This window comes from Pseudomonas sp. GLN_2 (assembly GCF_043106005.1).
In the GTDB taxonomy this organism is placed as follows: Bacteria; Pseudomonadota; Gammaproteobacteria; order Pseudomonadales; family Pseudomonadaceae; genus Aquipseudomonas; species Aquipseudomonas alloputida.
The window spans coordinates 1-24,374 of record NZ_JBICMC010000010.1 but is presented as its reverse complement, the minus strand read 5'-3'; the positions used below and the strand labels follow the sequence as shown (position 1 = coordinate 24,374).

Sequence of the window (24,374 nt, the reverse complement as noted above, 5' to 3'; positions counted from 1 at the left end):
ATCGCCCAGGCGCAATCGCGCCCGGGTTCCAGCGGCAGTGGTCAAAAAGGGACAATCAGGCAGGTGCCAACCAGCGCTCTGCCAGCGCGCCCCAATAGGCGGCGCCGGTCAGCAGGATGTCGTCGTTGAAGTCGTAGGCCGGGTTGTGCACCATCGGCCGCGATACACCATTGCCGATGAACAGGTAGGCCCCCGGGCAGCGCTGCAGCATCCAGGCGAAGTCTTCGCTGCCCATCAGCTTGCGGGTGTTGCCATCCACCGCCTGGGCGCCCAGCAACTCGACCCCTACCTGGGTGGCAAAGGCGTTTTCAGCGGCATGGTTGACCAGCACCGGGTAGGCCGGGCGGTGCTCGATGCTGGCGCGGCAGCCAAAGCTCTCCGCCTGACTGACGATGATTGCCCGCACCCGCTCAAGGGCCTGCGCCCGCACCTCGGCGTTCAGCGCGCGCAGGCTAAGGCGCAACAGCGCCTGTTGCGGGATCACGTTGGCCGCTTCGCCGGCCTGTAACGCGCCGACGGTAACCACTGCCGCCTCCTGCGCATCGATATTGCGCGCCACCACGGTTTGCAGCGCCATCACCACACTGGCGGCCGCCACCAGCGGGTCGACGGCTAGGTGCGGCATCGAGCCATGGCCACCCACCCCGTCCAGGGTCACCGTCAGCAGGTCTTGTGAAGCCATCATCGGCCCTTCACGAAACCCCAGGTGCCCGGCCGGCAGCCCTGGCATGTTGTGCATGCCGAATAGCGCATCACATGGGAAGCGCTCCAGCAGGCCGTCGGCCAGCATCGCCTCGGCCCCGCCCTGGCCCTCCTCGGCCGGCTGGAAGATCAGTGTCAGCGTGCCGTCGAACTGCCGGGTGGCCGCCAGGTAGCGTGCGGCGCCAAGCAGCATGGTGGTGTGCCCGTCATGACCACAGGCGTGCATGCAGCCTGGGTGCTGGCTGCTGTATGCCGCACCCGATGCTTCGTGGATGGGCAGCGCGTCCATGTCGGCGCGCAGGCCCAGCCGGCGGGGGCTACTGCCATTGCGCAGCACGCCGACCACGCCGGTCTTGCCGATACCGGTGTGCACTTCATAGCCCCATGCCTCCAGCAGTCGGGCGACCAATGCCGAGGTGCGGCTTTCTTCAAAGCCCAGTTCCGGGTGAGCGTGGATATCGTGACGGATCGCGTGCAGGTCGCAGGCCACGTCGGCGAGCCAGGCCTGGATATGCTGATGTCGGGACATGTGGAGTCTCCTCGCGCGGGTGGTTTCCCGTTCTTGTTGTTCGCCTTCAGGTCACGACAGGTGAGGCAGGTCGTGCTTGGCTCACAGATAAGCGCGAGTGACGCGGGATCACAAACGAATGTGGTTCCGCCCAGCGGAACCAGTCGGGGGGAGAAGCGGAATGGGTGTGGAGCTGGAGTCGTAGGTAAAGCTGTACGTTGTAGGTGAAGGTTTCCGTAAGGACTGCAATAAGTCACCTTTAGAGAACATACCAACCTCATTCATCGTCTCGCCCTCATGCCCTATGGCGATCAGGTCGCGAAAACGAAATCGACTGGAAACTGCTAGCCGAGAAATAGTCTTCGAATCATCACCTAGCCTGAAAGTTTCGCGCAAAGCCACTTCCCTTGGGCTCGCTGGCTTACGGCATGCACTGCCTGTATTCAATCTTCTCGCAAAAATTTATACCTAACAGTACTCATTAGAGTCAGAGTTCTCCAAAAAAATTGACATCCATGAGTCCATAACATTCCATAAATCGATTCCTTCTGTGGGACTTTCTGGCTTTTCATGCCACCAGATAAAAGCCTTGCCTTTGAATGGGCCATCACCCAAAACCAAATAATCACCAGCCCCGCTAGAAAAGACTCCTAGCATATCAGGAAGCGTCGGATAATCTTCATCGCACAAATCCTTGATTGGAACAAAATCTTCCAACCTTGATGGCCCCATAGTACAACCGATATAAAACCCAAAGCCATTATGCAATCTTGAATAAAACTGCCTGAAGCTCGCAGGAAGGCTGGAATAACTATCGAGATCTGACCCTTCAACGCCTAGCGGAGCCCCGCCCATATAGAAATACAAATCACCACCCTCGCCATATACATACATGAGATACGGCCTATCACTCACTGCCAAAACAGTTCCTAACACGCATTTGTCGAGCCACGCGCTTACCCAAGGCAAAAACTCAGAAAAATCAGCCCACTCCACAGGAATATGTTTTTTTTCACTATCTAGAAAACCAAACCCAAGCCACTGCTTGGGAAAGTCGACTTCAAGAGGAACATCGTCAGCTGAAAAATACACATCATAACCCTTTAGCTCGCTTGTAATACGAAGCCTTAAAGAATCAGACCAATTCATCTTCATATCACCTCAACACCCCAAAAGCAAACCATTGACATATTGCTGTAATTCCGACTCTAATTTAGCGCCCTTATCTACCATGGCAGAACGAAACGCCGGACCAACAGAAATATCCCCCTTCTTGTACAGCTCCCACTCGGTGAAAGACTTTGCTCCTTTTGAAGTATTTGCCACTTCACTCAACCCTTGGAAGTTCGGCTCGTAGTTTAGCAATCAACCCATTAGTTATTAAAGATCAAATTTTTAGCATCTAACACCTGCAATAGGGCTTTAAATTAAAAACACATGACCGCACATCCGAAATCAGATCCGAACACCAAAAAAGCTGACACAGAACGCCAACCCCAGGCTCCTCGGGACCTATGCCGAGCTTATCATTCACCCTCATATAACCCCACATACTTCAAGCCATTATAATTCGACTTTAGAGGCTTGGAAATATCCGTACCACCATCGGAATACCAAAAAATTGCATTAGCCTTAGTAATACCAAGCCTCAAACACTCCGCCTTTAAATCTTCAATAAAACTAGAATCAACCGCAGACTCAATCAAGATTTCATCTAGACTCACCTCCTCCGCTTTCCTTGGTATAATCCCTATGAAATCCTCGTCGTACCATCTCACACCAATATCTCTGCAAAACCCACAAACCTTGTATGCTGGATCATCCAAATCCACAGAATAGTCCAACTCAAAATACTGCAGATAGTCATCCTCCGAAGAGAAATTTGCACCTACCCAAACATGAACTTTTTCATACCGCTCAATACCATAATAATCCATTTAGCATGCTCCTAGCTTCATGTGCTTGCCGTGATGTGAATCGATCACGCTAAGCGCTTGAGCTTTGCTTTGCGCGCCATTCAAATCTTTAATTAAATTATTATAGAACAGCCTTCCCGCTCTACTACCATGGTGCGGACCGTCCGGCACAGGATTACCATGTTTGTCTGTTACACCCACAAAAGTAATATCTTTAGTCGGCACCGTCATTTCCTTAAGCTCCTGAGCGGTAAAACCTAGTTCTTTTGCCTTCGCCGCTATAGAGACAGGAAACATTTCATGCTTACCTCCCGGGCTCCAAAGGGCAGCTTCTACAGATTTTTTATTATGCCGGTGTTGTGCACCTGCGAGAGCTTGTCGGCCGGCAAGGTCGAGGCAAACTGCCAGGCCTTGCGCCCCATGGCGTCATAACCGAAGCAACTGGTGAGCTTGCCTTGGGTCCGGTACACCTCGCGGTGCAGGTCATCGCGCTCCATGTCACTGATGACCTGGCCGTCCAGGTTCAGCTGGTGCAGGTGGCCGCTGCCGTAGTACAGGTGATTGACCTTGCGCCCATCCGGGAGGGTCAGCGTGGTCAGGTTGCTGAGCGGGTCGTACTCGTAGGCTAGCGTCCCATCGGGGGTGATTTCTTGGGTCAGCCGGCCGAGCAGATCGTAGGTGTATTCCAGCTTTTCTTCCGTGATCCCAAGCTGCTTGCCGATCCCGGTCGGTTGCCGCTCGATGCTCAGCAACCGGTCACCGTCGTCATAGGTGAATCGCTGTTGTGCGTCGCTATTCAGTTTGGCGACCAAACGGCCAATGGCATCACGCTCGAACAGCGTATGGCGCTCCGGCCGCTCGGCATTTTCGCCATAGCCAATCTCATCCAGTCGTGTGAGATGACCACCGACGTTGTAGCTGAAACGCCGGGTCAGGTTATCCACCCGCACTTCTTCGCTCAGCCGGTCCGAAGCGTCGTAGGCAAAGCTGTACGTGGCGTTGTTCTCGTTGACCAGCGCGGTCAGGCGAATGGCCTTGTCGTACTCGTAGCGAACCCGCTGGCCCTTGGCATCCTGGCGGCTGCTCGGCAGGCCGCGGGCCGTGCGCATCAGGCGGGTGGTCTGGCCCTTGCCGTCGGTGTGGCTGAGCACCTGACCGTAGACGTTGTGGAAACACTAGCGGCTGTCGATTTCGCCCGAGAAGCGAAGCATCCCTTTAAAAAGGGAATGAACAAAGTCGGCACCCGCTTCTGCTTTAATGATGTTAAAGATCGTTCGCTGGGAACCAAAGGCCCCTGCCAAAAAATCACTATTCCTGCATCTAAAAATAAGCGCCAGATGCATCAACACAACAGAAACTAAACTTAAAATTCATGCACCCTACATTCACCCGCATATGCCAAGCAAGCAGAAAAACACTAAAATCACTACGCACGCATCAAAACTACTTTCCAAATATCAATCGTCTTCAAAAAGCTCCTTGACGTCTTCATCTCCCATCTGCTCGTATGGAGGCAACCCTGTAGAATCGTCTTCCGATATTTTTTGCTCATTCTCATTAACATCTATGCTTTTCAAGTCATATGGAGCAGTTCCGAACACAAATCTCAGCCCGTCCACTTTCTCATCATTTTCCCCTTTCGCATTACCAACCACACACCACTCCCCCTCCCCCATTTCCAATAACGAAAAAGTATCCAATATAGCCGGGAATTTTTTAATTTTATTTATGACAGATAGACCTTCACTGGGCGAAGCAGCTGTTTCAGAGTAAATTTCAGATACATAACCTAATTCAATCTTCTTTATCAGCCTCGCAAACCCATATAATTTCTCATCAATCTTGAAGGCAACAACATCACCTGCAGAGTACTTGACAGCTTTATTTTTGCGCACTAGAACATCCTCATGATTAGCTGAATTGGTTTGCAGTTCGTGAAACAAGCCGGGACCATTAACTTTGAGAGATAATTCAATCATATACCGTACCTCATCAATCGTCGGCCGCCGCCCTAAAGATGCGCAGGCGCAGCAGGGTTTCGCCTTCGTCATAGGTACCGTGGGTGTACTGGCCGGGGAAGTCGTAGATCTCGAAGTTCTCGACATCGCCCTGCTTGTTCACGCTGTTCAGCGCCACCGGCAGGCGGTTGTTCGGTTGGCGGTAGTCAAAGGTTTGCGTGGCCATCTTGCCGGATTGCAGTTGACGGTTGCCGCTCCACTGGGTGATGGAGTCGGCGGTCTCGGTGACGGAGGCGCTGTGGAAGCGGATTTGCGGTTGCTCGGGGATGGCCACCAGCGTGCTGGAGTCATCGCAGATGATCATGGTGTGGCCTTCGGCGGTGTGCTCGAAGTAGTAGAACATCCCCTCTTCCTCCAGCAGGCGCTGGACGAAGTTGAAGTCGGTTTCGCGGTACTGGGTGATGTAGGTGTAGCGCTTCTGTGGCCGGGTCAGGCGAAACTCGTGGCGGGAAAACGCCGGGCACAGGGCGAACACTTCGGTGACCACTTCCTCGACCGTGTTGCCCTGGAAGATCCGCGTGTCGAAGCGGTTCTTCAGCATCGAGATGCGCAGCACTTCGCCGTCGGGTTTTCGCTCCAGCGACGTGGTCTGGTTCAGCGCATTAGTTACAGTAGTCTGATCACATACAAAATAAGAATTTTCAAGAAGATAATAGCTCTCTCCAAGCGACTACATAATACTAATTGTTAAAAAACAAAACCTTGCAGCAAAAAATCAATTAAACCTTCTTGCCAAGCCAAAAACACGAAAATTTACAGCGGCGAACGGCGCCATTTATCATCAAAACTTAAAATTTCTTTTTTCTTTATTCTCCAGACACCATCTTTAGACACCAAATACATCTTAGAGCATGTTTCAGCACCTTTAGTTTGCTGCACTTGAATTGTCAGCGTTTCTCCACCCCCATCCAAAATCTCTAACTCATCAGTCGCAGGATCATAAGTGGCCGGCTTAGTGCATCCAAGATCGACAAGTCGTCCATAATTAGACTTATCCTTAACGGCATATTTATCAAGTATCTCCTCAAGTTGTTTTGCATACTTTTCTTTTAGCTGAGAATCTTCTACCCCCTGAGCCAGGCTTTTTTTACGCTGGTCAAAGAACTCAGTCTCCCAGCAGTTCATTTCCCTCATGAAGGCTACTAGTTCACTAGGAGGATTCATAACTACATTTTCCCTTAGTCATATTAATTCGCAAAAATACCTTCAAGGATTTTCTCACCTTGACGATACACGTCATAGGTTATGGAAGTCGGTCGCGTACCCCCATTACCATACACGAAGTTTAGCTCAACATCCACAGCCCCTTTTTTCTTAATGACATTAGCAATTTGCGCTTCAAATGCTCTAAATTGACCACGATTAATACCCTTTAACTGAGGGAACACACCATCTTTACCACCGGCCCCACCTAAAAGCTTGCCGATTATATGCCCTGCGTCATCATCAGAATTCCCCATCATTCGAGCCCACGCTCTGGACGTGGCGTTAGTTGCTGTGCCACCTTGTTTCAAATCATTCAAAGTGATGGTTGCGGCTACTCTAAGGGGTTGACCTGCCGGCCCTCTGATAACATTAGTTTTGACACACCATCCTAGCGGATCAAGCCACCCAGTTGAACTGGGCGCATAATTGTAAAGGTTTGAACCACCTAGTAAGCCTATTGGATCTTGCGTGATGAATCGCGCCACCTCAGGATCATAGTAGCGGAAGGTATTATAATGCAGCGAGGTTTCATCATCGCTGTACTGCCCTGGGTACCTCAGATTCTGATCGACCTCTTTGATCGACAAAGCTTCTATCGTGCCCCAAGACCGATACGTCGCCTGCCAAACAATCTTGCCCTCGCTGTCCGTCAGCTCCAACGGCGTCCCAATCTGATCCGTATGGAAGTAGTAAACCTTCTGCTCCTCCCCTTCCACCTGATCGACCCGCGCTAACGGCGCATAGCTACCCGGCTCGTACAGGTACAAGATGCTCTGCCCAGGCGTTTCCTCCCGCAGCATCCTTAGCCCTTGCCAGAGAAAGCGCTTCTGCTCGACCTCGCCATTGATTTCAGCCTGCTTGGCTATTCGCCTCCCCAAGCTGTCGTAACGATACTCGCCTTGGCTTTCCAGCTTGCCATTGACCAACGTCTCCGCCCGCACCAGCCGTTCTCGCAGTCATAGCTGAAGTGCTGCAGCTTGCTATGCCCAGAGCGCTTCTCGATCAGGTTGCCCCACGGATCGTAGCGGTACTCCTGGTCCCGCCACTGTTTGATCCGGTTGTCCTTGACCTTGTCGAATTGCCGCGCATTGAAGTCCAGGCGGTTGGCTGCCGGGTCGTAGCGGAACTCCTCGCTGCCGATCAACGAGCCGGTATCGCGACTGCGCAACTGGCCGTTGGCTTCATATTCGTACTTGATCTCGCCACGCAGCTTGTCGAGGGTGCGCACCAGTTCACCGGCCGGGTCGTACTGGTAACGGCGGTGGATCGGGTTGTAGGCGTGCTCGACCAGCAACGAGGTATTGATGCCGGTGTTGTGCACCTGCGAAAGCTTGTCGGCCGGCAAGGTCGAGGCAAACTGCCAGGCCTCGCGCCCCATGGCGTCATAACCGAAGCAACTGGTGAGCTTGCCTTGAGTGCGGTACACCTCACGGTGCAGGTCATCGCGCTCCATGTCGCTGATCACCAGCCCGTCCAGGTTCAACTGGTGCAGGTGGCCACTGCCGTAATACAGGTGATTGACCTTGCGCCCATCCGGCAGGGTCAGCGTGGTCAGGTTGCTGAGCGGGTCGTACTCGTAGCCGAGTTACGGTCGCCGCCATAGTCGCGGCTGCGACCACGTGGTGGTCGGCGTTGTACTGCACTTCCAGCTCACGGTTTGCCGCCCAGGGTTTGCCAACGGTAGTGGCAGCCCAGCCCCAGCGCGTTGCTGTGGGTCACCATCAGGCCGTCGGCGTAGCTGAAGCTGCGCACGGTGTCGCCGTTGCAGTTGATCACCGCGCTTAGTGGGCCGTGAGCGCTCTCACCAAATTCAAAGCCAAATGTTAATGCTCGATACTATGCTCCGATTTTGTGAAGCCCGCCCGCCATTATGCGCCCCAGCAATAGCGCTCATCCATCAAACCTTCTAATAAAATAATTATATTTTTCTGAAGAGTTGAGAAGTTCAGCTGTTTTATTTTCAAGCTCTTCTGCATTATCATCATCCGTAACAGTGACAAAGAGCATTGGCTCGTGAATCTTGAAGGATGAAAAGAAACCTTCCCTACGCAGAGAACTTAAAACATTAACCATGAGTGAGAGCAGCCTTTCTTTAAAACGTGAGATATCGCTTCGGCCACCTGCCTCTCTCAGGTCCTTACAAATATCTTTGAAATACTCCCCCTTCCACCCCTCGTATTTCCATTCCGAAGAAGCCCACTTATAGTAGGGCATCAACTCTTCACGCTCTTCTTCACCTTCCCCCTCAAGTTTCTCCTCAAGTGCTTCAACGGAATTAACCGCAACCGCCATGGTCATAGCGCTACTATCCGTATAAAGCGCGCAAGCGTAGAACTGCTCATCCGGATGTTCCACACTCAAATCTCGCAGAGCTTTCGTAACTGAGGTTAAAGCTATGCTCTCTAATACATGCCAATTCATTGCGCTATCCTATTCACCCGCCAAAAACTTCTACATCAATTTTTTGCAACTCGCCTTTCATGGCAACAACAGCTTTACTAAAGGACCTATCCTGGGCCATGATATACTTTATCTGCAGCCTCCAGCTTACTAGCTACCATTCTTGCATTTGCAATGGTGTGCCCTTGGTTTTCAGCCCACATCATCGCGGATGTATCATGTACGGGATCAATCTTATACTTCGATAAAACAGCCCTACTAGGCTCAAGCGCCTTCTGCATTGCAGGAGAGTGGGGGAACTCGCCTTTGAACACTATGTGGTGAGCATGAGATCTCTCCATCGTAGCCGGTGGGCGAGTGCCCGTCCTGCTCGCGTAATAAGCGCCCCAATCCTTGTCCGCACAAAGCCCCCCATGGATCTACCCAACTGATGGGGTTGCTAGCGTAGCCGTAAAAAATTGCAACCACCTAGTATGCCGATGGGATCTTGGCTATTAAAACGACCTATTTCAGGGTCGTAGTACCTGAAAGTATTATATTGCAATCCAGTTTCATTGTCTGAGTACTGCCCCTGGAAGCGTAAATTTTGTTCAACATCATCGACAACCAATTGCTCTATTGAACCCAAAGACCGATACTTCGCCTGCCAAACAATCTCACCCCCGCTATCGGTCAGCTCAAGCGGGGTTCCAATCTGGTTCGTATGGAAGTAATAGACCTTCTGCCCTTCCCCTTCAACCTGATCAACCCGCGCCAACAGCGCATAGCTACCCGGCTCGTACAGGTACAAGATGCTCTGCCCAGGCGTTTCCTCCCGCAGCATTCGCAAGCCTTGCCAGAGAAAGCGCTTCTGCTCGGCTTCGCCATTGATTTCAGCCTGTTTGGCCACCCGCCGTCCCAGGCTGTCATACCGGTACTGCCGGTGCTTTCCAGTCTGTCACCAACATACGTTTCAGCTTTAACCAGCCGGTTCTCACAGTCATAGGCGAAGTTCTGTAGCTTGCTGTGCCCCGAGCGCTTCTCGATCAGGTTGCCCCACGGGTCGTAGCGGAAATGGTATTACTCGCCGTCGCTGGTCCAGTGCTCGACCACGCGCGGCTTGTCGCCCAGGGTTTGCCAACGGTAGTGGCAGCCCAACCCCAGCGCGTTGCTGTGGGTCACCATCAGGCCGTCGGCGTAGCTGAAGCTGCGCACGGTGTCGCCGTTGCGGTTGATCACCGCGCTCAGCTGGCCGTGTTCGTCGTAGCGGTACTGGGTAAGCGGTAAGCGCTCCATGAACCCCACATTCAAAGCGCTTACCTGATCCCGGATGCTGTGCTCCCGATTTCTTTCTGGAGCCTGCCGACGATGATGCGCCCCGACGCCAAAGTCGAAAAAGTCTATCTCTACCCCAAGCCCGTCGACTTTCGAAAATCCATCGATGGCCTCGCAGCCTTGGTTGAACTGGATATCAAGGTGGCCGTGTTCGACCCGGTTCTTTTCGTGTTCCTCAACAAACCGCGCAATCGCGTGAAGATCCTCTATTGGGAGCGCAACGGTTTCTGTCTCTGGCTCAAGCGCCTGGAATCCGAACGCTTCAAAACCTCGCCCGACATCACTGACGAAGCCATTGTCCTGACTGTTCAGGAGCTGAACTGGCTACTCGACGGCTTCGACCTCTGGCGCAACCGTCCGCATCAGGTTTTGACCCCTCGTTTCGTTGCCTGAATCGGTATAATCCTCGGCATGAATTCCATGCCCGATGACCTTCCCGATGACCCTGTCCTGCTCAAGCAAATGCTCCTTGAGGCTTACGCAGCACGCTCGCGTGAGCAGGAAGTCAAAGAAGCCTACGCCACCCACATCGTTGATCTGAAAGAACAGATCAAGTTGCTGCGTGATCGTCTTTTCGGCCGCAAGTCCGAGCAGGCCATCGACCCCAACACGCCGCAACTGGCGATGTTCAACGAGGCAGAGAGCGAGCCTCTGTTGACGGTGGAGACGCCGGATGAAGAAGTCGTCACACCAGCGCCACGCCGGGGAAAACGCAAGCCACTCTCGGCTGATCTGCCGCGTATCGAAGTCATCCACGAACTGCCTGAACACGGACTGACCTGTGCATGCGGTTGCCGCAAGCATGAGATCGGTGAGGAAATCAGCGAGCAGCTGGATATCGTGCCGATGCAGATCCGCGTGCTCAAACATGTCCGTAAGGTCTACGGCTGCCGGGGATGTGAAGTTGCCCCGATCACGGCAGACAAACCGGCTCAACTGATCGAGAAGAGCATGGCCAGCCCGAGCGTGTTGGCGATGTTGCTGACCACCAAGTATGTCGATGGCTTGCCGCTGCACCGTTTTGAAAGTGTCCTGAGCCGGCACGGGATCGACATTCCACGTCAGACACTGGCGCGCTGGATCATCCAATGCAGCGAACATGTCCAGCCGCTGCTGAATTTGATGCGTGAGCGATTGCTGGAAAGTCCGGTCATCCATTGCGATGAAACCCGTGTCCAGGTACTGAAAGAACCGGATCGAGATCCGACCAGCCAATCCTGGATGTGGGTGCAAGTCAGCGGACCGCCTGACCGAAAAATCGTGCTGTTCGACTACAGCTCCAGTCGGGCGCAGGAAGTGCCGTTGCGCCTGCTGGAAAGTTATCGCGGGTATGTCATGACGGACGATTACGCCGGCTATAACGCGTTGGCGCTGCAGCCTGGCGTGGAACGGTTGGCGTGCATGGCGCATGCCCGGCGCAAATTCGTCGACGCTCAGAAAGTGCAGCCTAAAGGCAAAACCGGACGGGCCGATGTCGCACTGGCAGTGATCAACAAGCTGTATGGCATCGAGCGCGAACTGAAAGACGCCAGTGACGAGCAACGTTATGTAGCGCGACAGGCGCAAAGCCTGCCAGTCCTGACCCAGTTGAAAAGTTGGTTGGACAAGGACCAATCCCAAGTGACGCCGCAAAGCGTGCTGGGCAAGGCCGTGAATTATCTGGCGAATAACTGGAGCCGGTTGGTGCGTTACGTCGAGGCTGGTTATCTACCAATCGACAACAATCTGGCTGAGCGCTCGATCAAGCCGTTTGTCATCGGTCGCAAGGCCTGGCTGTTCAGCGACACGCCCAAGGGCGCCACGGCCAGTGCCCAGATCTACAGCTTGGTCGAGACTGCAAAGATCAACGGCCAAGAGCCTTATACGTGGCTGCGCCACGTACTGGAGCGACTGCCCCACGCGCAGTCTGTAGCAGACTATGAAGCGCTACTGCCGTGGAACTGCTCGCCGGAGATGCCACGATAACTGCGACTTCCTATTCTCGGTAGGTGGGGTTCATGGATCGCTTACATCTGATCCGTGTGGAAGTAATAGACCTTCACCATCAGGCCGTCGGCGTAGCTGAAGCTGCGCACGGTGTCGCCGTTGCGGTTGCGGTTGATCACCGCGGTCAGTTGGCCGTGTTCGTCGTAGCGGTACTGAGTGAGCGTTTCGACCGCTTCTGGGGGTCAAGCCAGTGAAATCAGCAAGGTGCTGCTCAGGCGGAGTTTGACTCTTGCCATCGGTGATGGCTGGGCACCTAACCGGAGACGATGTGCGTAGAAGTTTCCGTGGTGCCGGCTGGGTAGCTGATGCGCTGCACTACGCCATCGTGCTTGCTCCAGCGACGCTAGCTCGCTAAGCGTGTCTGTCACGGCTATCAAAAACGCTCGATCTGCGCGCCCTTGTTGCACTACAAGTACTTAGACCTGAAGTTCACATCGATAATCATTATGCGGCATATAGAAGAATTGGGGCGGCTACCGCCCCGCAGTCGCTTCCTTCATTTTTAAAAATCACCCTCACGACACATTATTGGGGTATGCCTAACACAAAGCAGGAGCAATTACACCTACAACATCAAGCGAAATAGCAGTCATCAATCTCTACTTTGTATGACTCAAAAACGCTTTTTGACCTCCAACTTCTTCCACGAAATTAGGATACCTGCCTCACCCAAAGACTTATTTACACTTTCAAGCTGATCGGTCTCTACATACCACAACCATGTAGAAGAAGTTAAAACTTCGAGCTTTCCTCGCCCCGCACTCTCACCAATCCAGTCTTTCAGCACCACCCCTCCAACGCAAACCTCTAAATGTTTACTGCTAATCACGTTAACGGGATACACCATTCTCAACAGATGATCCTTATAGCGCTCTCGCCCCTGAAATCTGCCGGGAACTTCCCTCTTGAACGCCGATGAATTTTCATACGGATACATCGTCACCATATTATTCCCAGCAGCATAGTTAAACGCCTTACTTACTTTGTCGCAACTATAGATAATACCGTACGGAACTGCAATATCAGCAGAAACGTCCTTAATAAATTTTATCATTCCCTTTAGCTCAATAAAATCGCCAGAGCACTGACCATCAAAATGATAGAAGCCGCCAAAATCGTTCGTAGTATAACCGAAGGATGCAAACCATGGGACAGCACCTGCTGCCTCGTTGTATACCCTAAAAGCAGTAGCAATACCGTTGTTTATTTTCTCTTCGAGCTCAGTCATTTCTACCATTACTAAGTCGTGATCGCCGACATGATCGCCATTACTCAGATATTTAAAATAAGCCGCACCTGTAATCGGCAAATTCAGACAAGAAAAATAGTGCTTGGCAAATTTCAGAGCCAATCTAGAGGTGACGCCCTCAATACCGTATAAAGCTAACGCAATGGACATAAATTCACCTATATTCCAGAAATCAAATCATCAGCAAAGTATTGATGCCGGTGTTATGCGCTTGCGAGATCTTGTCGGCCGGCAAAGTCGAGGCAAACTGCCAAGCCTTGCGCCCCATGGCGTCATAACCGAAGCAACTGGTAAGCTTGCCCTGGGTCCGGTGCACCTCACGATTCAGGTCATCGCGCTCCATGTCGCTGATCACCTGACCGTCCAGTTTCAACTGGTGAAGGTGACCGCTGCCGTCGGCTAGCACTGAATGCTCAGAAGCCAGCTGGTATTCGTCGTAAGCGAAGCCCTGCCGGGCATTGCGAAATAGAAACCCGCCTATAGCTCATAATACTGACTAGCCAAATAATTCGTTTTCAGCCGTGTAGGGCTACGTCGAACGAATCATCAAAAATTAGTAACACAAATACAACCACAACAGAAAACCACCATACCACTTCTCCTTTTAGTATATTAAAAACTTTATCCACCCCATTACCAGCAACCTAAAGCAACCATTATAAATACTTGCCGCAAAAAACAATCTAGATAACAATTAATTTATTCTTTGAGCATCCAACGGGCCACCTACCGGAAAAATATAATTCAACTATCCTCAACCAGGCACTTTCTTCCCTATAATAGCACTCCGAGACATACTGTCGAAACGCAAAACAAGCCGCTTTTCTAGCAGTCAAACTAAAATCATGCGCACCCGACAAAAATTTATCTTTGGGAACCTTCTTTACCGACTGCATTACAGCCTTACTTACTTTAAGCCTAAGATCAACCAGATCCTTAGGAGGCTTCGGAAATGACTTGAACGGATCATCTTGAGTGGGAGTGATCGGCAACCACTCAAGATCTTCATAAGCACCAAGAAATTCAGACTCTACCGGCTCAACAAAGACCCTAAATACGCTCTCTATATATATAACATTTTCAACTTGATCAGGCACATCCCCCATCTTAGAAAAAAAGTTTACGCGGCCAATTTCATCAGTTAGTTTTTCGAAATCCAGCATTTTGAATTCTCATATCTGTTATAGTACCCGGCGGCAAGGCCTTCCTGCTCTGTTGGATTGTGGTTCTCGATACACCGCCTGCAGCATGAGGCCCAGTTATTCCAGGCAGGGAGTGATTAGGAAGCTTACCTCTCGTAGGCATTAGATTCCACCATTTATTCGACCCACCACTCTCTAGCGGAATAATATGATGCGGCGTAGCCCCTTCTGGCCACACTCGTCCCGTATGAGCCTCCCACTGCCTCATCAAGTAATCTTGATCTTTCACAAATTATTTTCGCGCCACTTGATTTTGGAAGACACTACGGCGTTGCACCACTGGTAGGTTACCTTTCAAAATGGCAGCTTGCTGCGCTGTAATATTCCCTCCAGGAGCTGCCACCTGATTCGCCTCGGCAATAACCTTATCATTCAGCTTGCCACAAGTTAGCCCTAGCGGATCAACCCACCCATTTGATTCCGGCGCATATTGATAAAGGTTACTACCGCCTTCCAGTCCAATTGGGTCCTGGGTAATGAACCTCCCAACTTCAGGATCATAATAACGAAAAGTATTATAATTAAGATTGGACTCACTATCAAAATACTGCCCTTGAAACCGTAGACTTTGCTCAATTTCATTAACAGCCAGCTGCTCAACAGCCCCCAACAACGGTACGTCGCCTGCCAAATGATCTGCCCGTCACTGTCCGTCAGCTCCAGCGGCGTACCAATCTGGTCAGTATGGAAGTAATAGACCTTCTGCCCTTCCCCTTCAACCTGATCAACCCGCGCCAATGGCGCATAGCTACCCGGCTCGTACAGGTACAAGATGCGCTGCCTAGGCGTTTCCTCCCGCAGCATCCTCAGCCCCTGCCAGAGGAAGCGCTTCTGCTCGACCTCGCCATTGATTTCAGCCTGCTTGGCTATTCGCCTCCCCAAGCTGTCGTAACGATACTCGCCTTGGCTTTCCAGCTTGCCATTGACCAACGTCTCCGCCCGCACCAGCCGGTTCTCGCAGTCATAGCTGAAGTGCTGCAGCTTGCTATGCCCCGAGCGCTTCTCGATCAGGTTGCCCCACGGGTCGTAGCGGTACTCCTGATCCCGCCACTGTTTGATCCGGTTGTCCTTGACCTTGTCGAACTGCCGCGCATTGAAGTCCAGGCGGTTGGCTGCCGGGTCGTAGCGGAACTCCTCGCTGCCGATCAGCGAACCGGTATCGCGACTGCGCAATTGGCCGTTGGCTTCGTACTCGTACTTGATCTCGCCGCGTAGCTTGTCGAGGGTACGCACCAGTTCACCGGTCGGGTCGTACTGATAACGGCGGTGGATCGGGTTGTAGGCGTGCTCGACCAGCAACGAGGTATTGATGCCGGTGTTGTGCACCAGCGAGAGCTTGTCGGCCGGCAAGGTCGAGGCAAACTGCCAGGCCTTGCGCCCCATGGCGTCATAACCGAAGCAACTGGTGAGCTTGCCCTGGGTGCGGTACACCTCACGATGCAGGTCATCGCGCTCCATGTCGCTGATCACCTGGCCGTCCAGGTTCGCTGGTGCAGGTGTCCGCTGCCGTATTACAAGTAGTTGGACTTTCGATCATCCGTCGGGGCGTACTGGTGACGGCGATGGATCGAATTGTAAGCGTAGTCTACCAGCAGCGACGTTAACGCCGAGGCGGTTGGAGATTTTATCGCTGTTCAATTCAAGCGAACAACCGGGATGACTCCGGTTGCTTAGTATCATTCATTCGAAATACCATTACGAAAATCCTGAATAATCTCTTTTGGCACAGAGCGTAGAACGGGCGCTCTCAACAGACTTAATTAAATGTTTTGCTGGCCCCACTTAAAGGCAGCAGGACCAGAAGAACACACTTGTTGTTAAAAATTAAACTTGGATTTCGGTCTAAATATTGAAATACTCTTTCACGTCTTTGTCGCCCATAGGGGAATAGGATGGGTAATCACACTTACTTCCTGCCAAAGAGGTCTCATTATCAAAAATATCAACAAGCTTGACATTATCGGCTACACCGTACACATACCTCACCGACTCTTGTTTTGACGGCCTATAATCTAAATCGTGAGCAACAATTCTCCAGTCACCCTCAGCTTTACGATCAAAAAGCGAATAAGAATCTAATATGACAGGGTCACCTAAGCGCTTGAAAGAAAGTGAATCAACCGCTGGGACATTAAGAACCTTGTCAAAAATCTCCACTACATGGCCAAGGCTATTTTGGGTCATAATGCGACCAACCCCATATTTTTTGGAGTCTAAAGCAAAGCAAAATATATCCCCGCTTTTTATTTTTTTATAACTTGTTTTGATCTTTTTGTCCCACTCATAAACCTCAAGTGACGTCATCCGCAACCTCCTTTCAATGCAGCAGTTTTCTTGGCGAAATTACTTTCGAAATTAGCTTGGCGAGCTGGAGCTCTCGTAGTATTTGCATGATCATATGAGTTGATCTTGTTTCCGCGATTTTTATGTGAGATCTCTTCGCCTACTATGCCAGTTTTTGTCTCATAGTGTTCAATATAGGCCTGTTCAAAACCTCGTGCCTCCCCATAGGTAATATTTTTGTCAAGAGGCTCCATCCTCGCCCCAGGGCTTAGTCTGTTACTGCCAGCATGCTCTGCTCTACGTCGTGATAGATCATCAGTGATTCCCACATAATAGGGTTTATCACTCCCCTTATCAAACAAGCCATAAACATTATACCCCGGCGCTTGTTCGTGGACCCAGCCAAGAGGGTCGATCCAAGTGACCGGATTAGGTGCGTACCTATAAAGATTATCACTACCATCCAACCCAATTGGATCTTGCGAGATAAATCTCCCTACTCCCGGATCATAATAACGAAAAGTATTGTAATGGAGGTTAATCTCTTTATCGAAATATTGCCCTTGCAGCCGCAAATTTTGCTCAGTGATATCCACCACAAGTTCATCGATTTCGGCCCATGAGCGATACGTCGCCTGCCAAACGATCTGCCCGTCACTGTCCGTCAGTTCCAGCGGCGTACCAATCTGGTCCGTATGGAAGTAATAGACCTTCTGCCCTTCCCCTTCAACCCGATCAACCCGCGCTAACGGTGCATAGCTACCCGGCTCGTACAGGTACAGGATGTTCTGCCCAGGCGTCTCCTCACGCAGCATTCGCAAGCCTTGCCAGAGAAAGCGCTTCTGCTCGACCTCGCCATTGATTTCAGCCTGCTTGGCTATTCGCCTCCCCAAGCTGTCGTAACGATACTCGCCTTGGCTTTCCAGCTTGCCATTGACCAACGTCTCCGCCCGCACCAGCCGGTTCTCGCAGTCATAGCTAAAGCTCTGCAGCTTGCTGTGCCCCGAGCGCTTCTCGATCAGGTTGCCCCACGGGTCGTAGCGGTACTCCTGATCCCGCCACTGTTTGATGCGGTTGTCCTTGACCTTGTCGAACTGCCGCGCATTGAAGTCCAGGCGGTTGGCTGCCGGGTCGTAGCGGAATTCCTCGCTGCCGATCAACGAGCCGGTATCACGACTGCGCAACTGGCCGTTGGCTTCGTACTCGTACTTGATCTCGCCGCGTAGCTTGTCGAGGGTACGCACCAGTTCACCCGCCGGGTCGTACTGATAACGGCGGTGGATCGGGTTGTAGGCGTGCTCGACCAGCAACGAGGTATTGATGCCGGTGTTGTGCACCTGCGAAAGCTTGTCGGCCGGCAAGGTCGAGGCAAACTGCCACGCCTTGCGCCCCATGGCGTCATAACCGAAGCAACTGGTGAGCTTGCCTTGGGTCCGGTACACCTCGCGGTGCAGGTCATCGCGCTCCATGTCGCTGATCACCTGACCATCCAGGTTCAGCTGGTGCAGGTGGCCACTGCCGTAATACAGGTGATTGACCTTACGCCCATCCGGCAGGGTCAGCGTGGTCAGGTTGCTAAGCGGGTCGTACTCGTAGCCAAGCGTGCCGTCAGGGGTGATTTCTTTCGTCAGCCGGCCGAGCAGATCGTAGGTGTACTCAAGCTTTTCTTCCGTGATCCCAAGCTGCTTGCCGATCTCGGTTGGTTGCCGCTCGATGCTCAGCAAGCGGTCACCGTCGTCGTATGCGAATGTCTGGCTCGCATCACGATTGATCTTGGCGACCAAGCGGCCAATGGCATCACGCTCGAACAGCGTATGGCGCTCTGGCCGTTCGGCATTGTCGCCATAGCCAATCTCATCCAGTCGTGTGAGATGGCCACCGACGTCGTAGCTGAAACGCCGGGGCAGGTTATCCACCCGCACTTCTTCGCTCAGCCGGTCCGAAGCGTCGTAGGCAAAGCTGTACGTGGCGTTGTTCTCGTTGACCAGCGCGGTCAGGCGAATGGCCTTGTCGTACTCGTAGCGAACCCGCTGGCCCTTGGCATCCTGGCGGCTGCTCGGCAGGCCGCGGGCGGTGCGCATCAGGCGGGTGGTCTGGCCCTTGCCGTCGGTGTGGCTGAGCACCTGACCGTAGACGTTGTGGAAACACTAGCGGCTGTCGATTTCGCCCGAGAAGCGAAGCATCCCTTTAAAAAGCGAATGAACAAAGTCGGCACCCGCTTCTGCTTTAATGATGTTAAAGATCGTTCGCTGGGAACCAAAGGCCCCTGCCAAAAAATCACTATTCCCGCATCTAAAAATAAGCGCCAGATGCATCAACACGACAGAAACTAAACTTAAAATTCATGCACCCTACATTCACCCGTATATGCCAAGCAAGCAGAAAAACACTAAAATCACTACGCACGCATCAAAACTACTTTCCAAACATCAATCGTCTTCAAAGAGCTCCTTGACGTCTTCATCTCCCATCTGCTCGTATGGAGGCAACCCTGTAGAATCGTCTTCCGATATTTTTTGCTCATTCTCATTAACATCTATGCTTTTCAAGTCATATGGAGCAGTTCCGAACACAAATCTCAGCCCGTCCACTTTTTCATCATTTTCCCCTTTCGCATTACCAACCACACACCACTCCCCCTCCCCCATTTCCAATAACGAAAAAGTATCCAATATAGCCGGGAATTTTTTAATTTTATTTATGACAGATAGACCTTCACTGGGCGAAGCAGCTGTTTCAGAGTAAATTTCAGATACATAACCTAACTCAATCTTCTTTATCAGTCTCGCAAACCCATATAATTTCTCATCAATCTTGAAGGCAACAACATCACCTGCAGAGTACTTGACAGCTTTATTTTTGCGCACTAGAACATCCTCATGATTAGCTGAATTGGTTTGCAGTTCGTGAAACAAGCCGGGACCATTAACTTTGAGAGATAATTCAATCATATACCGTACCTCATCAATCGTCGGCCGCCGCCCTAAAGATTCGAGATATATTTCCTGCAGCTCCTCCAACAGATTCCCAATCCGATCCAAGGGAATATCGCCAATAATCAATTCAGTTTGGTTCGGTGCATTCCACCACCCCATCGTTAAAACTCCTCAGCAGGCTATGGAACTCGACATTGATTTTTTTCCGCCGAGATTTGATGTTTTTTCATTGAAGCTATTTTCAAAGTACTGCTGGCGAGTTGCGGATCTCATTTTACTCTGATGGTCGTACGAATTAATCTTATTACCTCTATTGGTGTCAGATATAGCCTCACCTACAACACCAGTTTTGGTGCCGTGATGCTCGATGTAAGCTTGTTCGTAGCCTCGCGCCTGCCCGTAGGTGACATTACGATCAAGGACCTTCATCTTTCCACCATTCAGTCTGCCACTAGCAACATGCTCACCGCGGCGCCTGGTTACGTTATCGGTAATTCCAATGTAGTAAGGATCTTTAGCCCCTTTATCAAAAAGTGCGTAAACAAAATAGCCGGGTGCAGTTTCTGCCACCCATCCTAAAGGGTCGACCCAAGCAACAGGACTGGGGGCATAGAAGTAGAGATTAAATCCACCGTCGATTCCAATTGGGTCCTGAGAAATATACCTCCCACCTGTAGAGTCATAATAACGGAAGGTATTGTAGTGCAAAGTCGATTCTTCATCCAAGTACTGGCCCTGGAACCGAAGGTTCTGCTCGACCTCACCGATAACCAGTTGCTCTAACGCTCCCCACGAACGATATGTCGCCTGCCAAACGATTTTGCCGTCACTGTCCGTCAACTCCAACGGCGTACCAATCTGGTCCGTATGGAAGTAATAGACCTTCTGCCCTTCCCCTTCAACCTGATCAACCCGCGCCAACGGCGCATAGCTACCCGGCTCGTACAGGTACAAGATGCTCTGCCCAGGCGTTTCCTCCCGCAGCATTCGCAAGCCTTGCCAGAGAAAGCGCTTCTGCTCGGCTTCGCCATTGATTTCAGCCTGTTTGGCCACCCGCCGTCCCAGGCTGTCATACCGGTACTACCGGTGCTTTCCAGTCTGTCACCAACATACGTTTCAGCTTTAACCAGCCGGTTCTCACAGTCATAGGCGAAGTTCTGTAGCTTGCTGTGCCCCGAGCGCTTCTCGATCAGGTTGCCCCACGGGTCGTAGCGGAAATGGTATTGCTCGCCGTCGCTGGTCCAGTGCTCGACCACGCGCGGCTTGTCGCCCAGGGTTTGCCAACGGTAGTGGCAGCCCAGCCCCAGCGCGTTGCTGTGGGTCACCATCAGACCGTCGGCGTAGCTGAAGCTGCGCACGGTGTCGCCGTTGCGGTTGATCACCGCGCTCAGCTGGCCATGTTCGTCGTAGCGGTACTGGGTAAGCGTTTCCACCGCTTCGTTGTTCACCACACGTTTGATGCCGGTCAGGCGCCCCAGCGGGTTGTCGTAGTGCAGGTGCACGCGGGTACAGCCGGTGATTCATTGCAGCGGCACTTCGCTGTTGGTGTCCGGTACTTCACCGAAGTAGAAAAAGAGGAAGAACAGGCTGTCGCGGTTTTGGGGGTGTAGTGGCTGCCCTCCGAGCTGACTGCACTTATACAATACTCTTAAGCACAACCTAGGGACTCCATGTTAACAAGAGGCTGGCTCTACCAACATCTAGCAGAGCCAGATAAACCTGCATTCTATTAAACAGCCGACACTGACGAAACGACCACCCGAAAGGCAACGTTCGAAACATTATTATGGCCAAGATCAAAAAAATCGCACCCTTCAATATTCGCCATATTTCGATTGAATCGATGCCACCCCATCACCACCCACCTCAGTTTTCTTCAATCATTTCAACGTCATCGGGCAGCGACGCTAAAATCAAAGAATAAAAATCATCGAAACCTTCTGCTATTTTATAAAGATGACCGCTATCACCTTGCTCCGCTATATCATATTTATTAATGGAGTCAGATTCGTGCAAGTGGGTTCTATCCCAATAATAAACCCCTTCTCGCCCAGGCTCAGTAACTATCACATAAGGGTTCCCTCCCCCATCTTCCCCAATCGCCAAAACGCCATTAACAAATGCCAACTCAGAAATAAATTCTTGATTAAAGCTAATAATATCGTTGCATTCCTCTCCCGGTATAACCCCAAACAAACGATCAAAACTCACCTCCCCGTCTTGAACAGACTTCAACGGCAACTGCCCAAAATCAGGATCAGTCAAATAAAAACCATTCATGCGTGCCAGTATGTTTCTATACGCACTAGGCAAAGTAACATTAACTGCTGCCTCAAGTGAGTTTATCTCAGCATCAGTCAAACCAGCTTTGTAAACTATAGGCATTTTTCGACCCTATTAACAGCTTGATTTCATATTCTTAACACCACCCGAATGGGTGAACCTGTTGTGAATTTTTTTAGGAACTTCTTGCATCGTCTTCATATTCTCATGATGATGCCAAGTATTTTTCGAATAGTCTGCCTTACCCTGAGGTGCAAGTGCATCTGCCTTGCCAAAATCACCACCAGGATTTTTACCGTGATTCCCCTTCAAGTCAGGAACATCAACTTGCTGTCGTTCAAAAGGAGTAAAGTCAGGATGGCCGTCGGGATACCTTACTACATTACCCTCCCAATCTTTATAAACCCATGTTCGTCCGTCAATCTCCATATGCACAGAACCACCTTTATCTAGCCATTTGGCAACATCAGGGGAATGTGAAGGCTTTGCACTCCATCCCCAAGGATCAATCCAAGATATCGGATTGACTCCATAGCTATACAGGTTAGCTCCTCCCAATAATCCAATTGGGTCTTGATTCACAAATCGTCCAACTTCTGGATCGTAGAATCGAAAAGTATTGTAGTGCAGGCTCGATTCGCAATCAAAATATTGACCTTGGAATCGTATATTCTGCTCCACCTCACTAACTACTAGCTGCTCTACCGAGCCCCACGAGCGATAGGTCGCCTGCCAAACGATCTCGCCCTCGCTATTGGTCAGCTCGATCGGCGTACCGATCTGATCGGTATGGAAGTAATAAAGCTTTTGCTCCTCCCCTTCAGCCTGATCGACTCGCGCCAGCGGCGCATAGCTACCCGGCTCGTACAGGTACAAGATGCTCTTCGCAGGCGATTCCTCCCGCAGCATCCTCAGCCCCTGCCAGAGGAAGCGCTTCTGCTCGACCTCGCCATTGATTTCAGCCTGCTTGGCTATTCGCCTCCCCAAGCTGTCGTAACGATACTCGCCTTGGCTTTCCAGCTTGCCATTGACCAACGTCTCCGCCCGCACCAGCCGGTTCTCGCAGTCATAGCTGAAGTACTGCAGCTTGCTGTGCCCCGAGCGCTTCTCGATCAGGTTGCCCCACGGGTCGTAGCGATACTCCTGATCCCGCCACTGTTTGATGCGGTTGTCCTTGACCTTGTCAAACTGACGCGCATTGAAGTCCAACCGGTTGGCCGCCGGGTCATAACGAAACTCTTCGCTGCCCACCAGCGAGCCCGTATCACGGCTGCGCAACTGGCCATTGGCTTCATACTCGTACTTGATCTCGCCACGTAGCTTGTCCAGCGTACGCACGTTCACCGGCCGGGTCGTACTGGTAACGGCGGTGGATCGGGTTGTAGGCGTGCTCGACCAGCAACGAGGTATTGATGCCGGTGTTGTGCACCTGCGAAAGCTTGTCGGCCGGCAAGGTCGAGGCAAACTGCCAGGCCTTGCGCCCCATGGCGTCATAACCGAAGCAACTGGTGAGCTTGCCTTGAGTGCGGTACACCTCACGGTGCAGGTCATCGCGCTCCATGTCACTGATCACCTGGCCGTCCAGGTTCAGCTGGTGCAGGTGGCCGCTGCCGTAATACAGGTGATTGACCTTGCGCCCATCCGGGAGGGTCAGCGTGGTCAGGTTGCTGAGTGGGTCGTACTCGTAGGCTAGCGTCCCATCGGGGGTGATTTCTTGGGTCAGCCGGCCGAGCAGATCGTAGGTGTATTCCAGCTTTTCTTCCGTGATCCCAAGCTGCTTGCCGATCCCGGTCGGTTGCCGCTCGATGCTCAGCAACCGGTCACCGTCGTCATAGGTGAATCGCTGTTGTGCGTCGCTATTCAGTTTGGCGACCAAACGGCCAATGACATCACGCTCGAACAGCGTATGGCGCTCTGGCCGCTCGGCATTCTCGCCATAGCCAATCTCATCCAGTCGTGTGAGATGGCCACCGACGTCGTAGCTGAAACGCCGGGTCAGGTTATCCACCCGCACTTCTTCGCTCAGCCGGTCCGAAGCGTCGTAGGCAAAGCTGTACGTGGCGTTGTTCTCGTTGACCAGCGCGGTCAGGCGAATAGCCTTGTCGTACTCGTAGCGAACCCGCTGGCCCTTGGCATCCTGGCGGCTGCTCGGCAGGCCACGGGCCGTGCGCATCAGGCGGGTGGTCTGGCCCTTGCCGTCGGTGTGGCTGAGCACCTGCCCCTAGACGTTGTAGGTGAAGCTTTCCGTGGTGCCGTCCGGGTGGCTGATACGCAGCACTTCGCCGTCGGGCTTGCGCTCCAGCGTGGTGGTCTGGTTCAGCGCGTCTGTTACCGCGACCAGGTGCTGGCGTTCGTCATAGCGGTAGTACGT

At 52.1% G+C, this 24,374-nt stretch carries 17 protein-coding genes and 11 pseudogenes; 3 read left to right on the top strand and 25 right to left on the bottom strand.

Annotation, left to right across the window (positions count from 1 at the left end; genetic code table 11):
• Positions 1-55: 55 nt before the first annotated feature.
• The 14 genes and pseudogenes from ACF8Q6_RS02730 to ACF8Q6_RS02665 form a co-directional block, all read right to left on the bottom strand.
• Positions 56-1,231, bottom strand: a complete 1,176-nt coding sequence (locus tag ACF8Q6_RS02730; protein ID WP_392489555.1) for a M20 aminoacylase family protein — start codon at positions 1,229-1,231, stop codon at positions 56-58.
• Positions 1,232-1,678: 447 nt separating this feature from the next.
• On the bottom strand, positions 1,679-2,359 hold the full coding sequence (locus tag ACF8Q6_RS02725) for a hypothetical protein (protein ID WP_392489554.1): 681 nt from the start codon (positions 2,357-2,359) through the stop codon (positions 1,679-1,681).
• A gap of 377 nt (positions 2,360-2,736) precedes the next feature.
• Positions 2,737-3,147 (bottom strand): immunity 22 family protein, encoded by a 411-nt coding sequence (locus tag ACF8Q6_RS02720; protein ID WP_392489553.1) that lies wholly within the window; start codon positions 3,145-3,147, stop codon positions 2,737-2,739.
• Positions 3,148-3,423 (bottom strand): hypothetical protein, encoded by a 276-nt coding sequence (locus ACF8Q6_RS02715; protein ID WP_392488462.1) that lies wholly within the window; start codon positions 3,421-3,423, stop codon positions 3,148-3,150.
• 38 nt (positions 3,424-3,461) lie between these two features.
• Positions 3,462-4,295, bottom strand: a pseudogene (locus ACF8Q6_RS02710) (type IV secretion protein Rhs); the annotation flags it as partial.
• A 288-nt stretch (positions 4,296-4,583) separates the two neighbouring features.
• Positions 4,584-5,105 (bottom strand): cytoplasmic protein, encoded by a 522-nt coding sequence (locus ACF8Q6_RS02705; protein WP_392498249.1) that lies wholly within the window; start codon positions 5,103-5,105, stop codon positions 4,584-4,586.
• A 37-nt stretch (positions 5,106-5,142) separates the two neighbouring features.
• Positions 5,143-5,688, bottom strand: a pseudogene (locus ACF8Q6_RS02700) (phage late control D family protein); the annotation flags it as partial.
• Positions 5,686-5,754 (bottom strand): annotated as a pseudogene (locus tag ACF8Q6_RS02695) (RHS repeat protein); the annotation flags it as partial. The pseudogenes ACF8Q6_RS02700 and ACF8Q6_RS02695, both read right to left, overlap by 3 nt.
• Before the next feature lie 143 nt (positions 5,755-5,897).
• A complete protein-coding gene (locus tag ACF8Q6_RS02690; protein WP_392489560.1) occupies positions 5,898-6,308 on the bottom strand; it encodes an NTF2 fold immunity protein in 411 nt (136 codons plus the stop codon).
• 23 nt (positions 6,309-6,331) lie between these two features.
• Positions 6,332-7,935: pseudogene (locus ACF8Q6_RS02685) on the bottom strand (RHS repeat-associated core domain-containing protein); the annotation flags it as partial.
• Between the two features lie 65 nt (positions 7,936-8,000).
• Complete coding sequence (locus ACF8Q6_RS02680; RefSeq protein ID WP_392493752.1) at positions 8,001-8,126, bottom strand: type IV secretion protein Rhs; 126 nt, start codon at positions 8,124-8,126, stop codon at positions 8,001-8,003.
• A 114-nt stretch (positions 8,127-8,240) separates the two neighbouring features.
• The gene (locus ACF8Q6_RS02675; RefSeq protein WP_392493751.1) at positions 8,241-8,771 is read right to left on the bottom strand and encodes a DUF4303 domain-containing protein; all 531 of its coding nucleotides are present in this window, start codon (positions 8,769-8,771) and stop codon (positions 8,241-8,243) included.
• A 378-nt stretch (positions 8,772-9,149) separates the two neighbouring features.
• Positions 9,150-9,803, bottom strand: a pseudogene (locus tag ACF8Q6_RS02670) (RHS repeat domain-containing protein); the annotation flags it as partial.
• A 6-nt stretch (positions 9,804-9,809) separates the two neighbouring features.
• Positions 9,810-10,025 carry a hypothetical protein gene (locus ACF8Q6_RS02665; RefSeq protein ID WP_392498246.1) on the bottom strand — a complete coding sequence of 72 codons (216 nt, stop codon included), beginning with the start codon at positions 10,023-10,025 and terminating at the stop codon, positions 9,810-9,812.
• Positions 10,026-10,097: 72 nt separating this feature from the next.
• Here ACF8Q6_RS02665 and tnpB point away from each other — a divergent pair, with 72 nt between their 5' ends.
• The 3 genes from tnpB to ACF8Q6_RS02650 are packed head-to-tail and all read left to right on the top strand — an operon-like array spanning position 10,098 to position 12,244.
• Positions 10,098-10,457, top strand: coding sequence for an IS66 family insertion sequence element accessory protein TnpB (gene tnpB, locus ACF8Q6_RS02660; RefSeq protein WP_230384521.1), 360 nt, complete (start codon positions 10,098-10,100; stop codon positions 10,455-10,457).
• Positions 10,458-10,475: 18 nt separating this feature from the next.
• A complete protein-coding gene (gene tnpC, locus ACF8Q6_RS02655) occupies positions 10,476-12,029 on the top strand; it encodes an IS66 family transposase (RefSeq protein ID WP_392490788.1) in 1,554 nt (517 codons plus the stop codon).
• 32 nt (positions 12,030-12,061) lie between these two features.
• A complete protein-coding gene (locus ACF8Q6_RS02650; RefSeq protein ID WP_392498244.1) occupies positions 12,062-12,244 on the top strand; it encodes a hypothetical protein in 183 nt (60 codons plus the stop codon).
• Positions 12,245-12,663: 419 nt separating this feature from the next.
• On the opposite strand, the gene ACF8Q6_RS02645 is transcribed toward ACF8Q6_RS02650, so the two are convergent.
• The 11 genes and pseudogenes from ACF8Q6_RS02645 to ACF8Q6_RS02595 all read right to left on the bottom strand — a co-directional run.
• Complete coding sequence (locus ACF8Q6_RS02645; protein WP_392490789.1) at positions 12,664-13,449, bottom strand: hypothetical protein; 786 nt, start codon at positions 13,447-13,449, stop codon at positions 12,664-12,666.
• A 25-nt stretch (positions 13,450-13,474) separates the two neighbouring features.
• A pseudogene (locus tag ACF8Q6_RS02640) lies at positions 13,475-13,693 on the bottom strand (sugar-binding protein); the annotation flags it as partial.
• Between the two features lie 289 nt (positions 13,694-13,982).
• Positions 13,983-14,462, bottom strand: coding sequence for a hypothetical protein (locus ACF8Q6_RS02635; protein ID WP_392490790.1), 480 nt, complete (start codon positions 14,460-14,462; stop codon positions 13,983-13,985).
• A gap of 421 nt (positions 14,463-14,883) precedes the next feature.
• Positions 14,884-16,039: pseudogene (locus tag ACF8Q6_RS02630) on the bottom strand (RHS repeat-associated core domain-containing protein); the annotation flags it as partial.
• Positions 16,040-16,343: 304 nt separating this feature from the next.
• Complete coding sequence (locus tag ACF8Q6_RS02625) at positions 16,344-16,805, bottom strand: Imm26 family immunity protein (protein WP_392494506.1); 462 nt, start codon at positions 16,803-16,805, stop codon at positions 16,344-16,346.
• A 379-nt stretch (positions 16,806-17,184) separates the two neighbouring features.
• Positions 17,185-18,925: pseudogene (locus tag ACF8Q6_RS02620) on the bottom strand (RHS repeat-associated core domain-containing protein); the annotation flags it as partial.
• 288 nt (positions 18,926-19,213) lie between these two features.
• The gene (locus ACF8Q6_RS02615; protein ID WP_019750525.1) at positions 19,214-19,879 is read right to left on the bottom strand and encodes a hypothetical protein; all 666 of its coding nucleotides are present in this window, start codon (positions 19,877-19,879) and stop codon (positions 19,214-19,216) included.
• 414 nt (positions 19,880-20,293) lie between these two features.
• Positions 20,294-20,937: pseudogene (locus ACF8Q6_RS02610) on the bottom strand (RHS repeat-associated core domain-containing protein); the annotation flags it as partial.
• Positions 20,938-21,586: 649 nt separating this feature from the next.
• Complete coding sequence (locus tag ACF8Q6_RS02605; protein ID WP_080635003.1) at positions 21,587-22,105, bottom strand: SMI1/KNR4 family protein; 519 nt, start codon at positions 22,103-22,105, stop codon at positions 21,587-21,589.
• Positions 22,106-22,117: 12 nt separating this feature from the next.
• Positions 22,118-22,195, bottom strand: a pseudogene (locus tag ACF8Q6_RS02600) (HNH endonuclease); the annotation flags it as partial.
• 297 nt (positions 22,196-22,492) lie between these two features.
• Positions 22,493-24,374, bottom strand: a pseudogene (locus ACF8Q6_RS02595) (RHS repeat-associated core domain-containing protein); the annotation flags it as partial.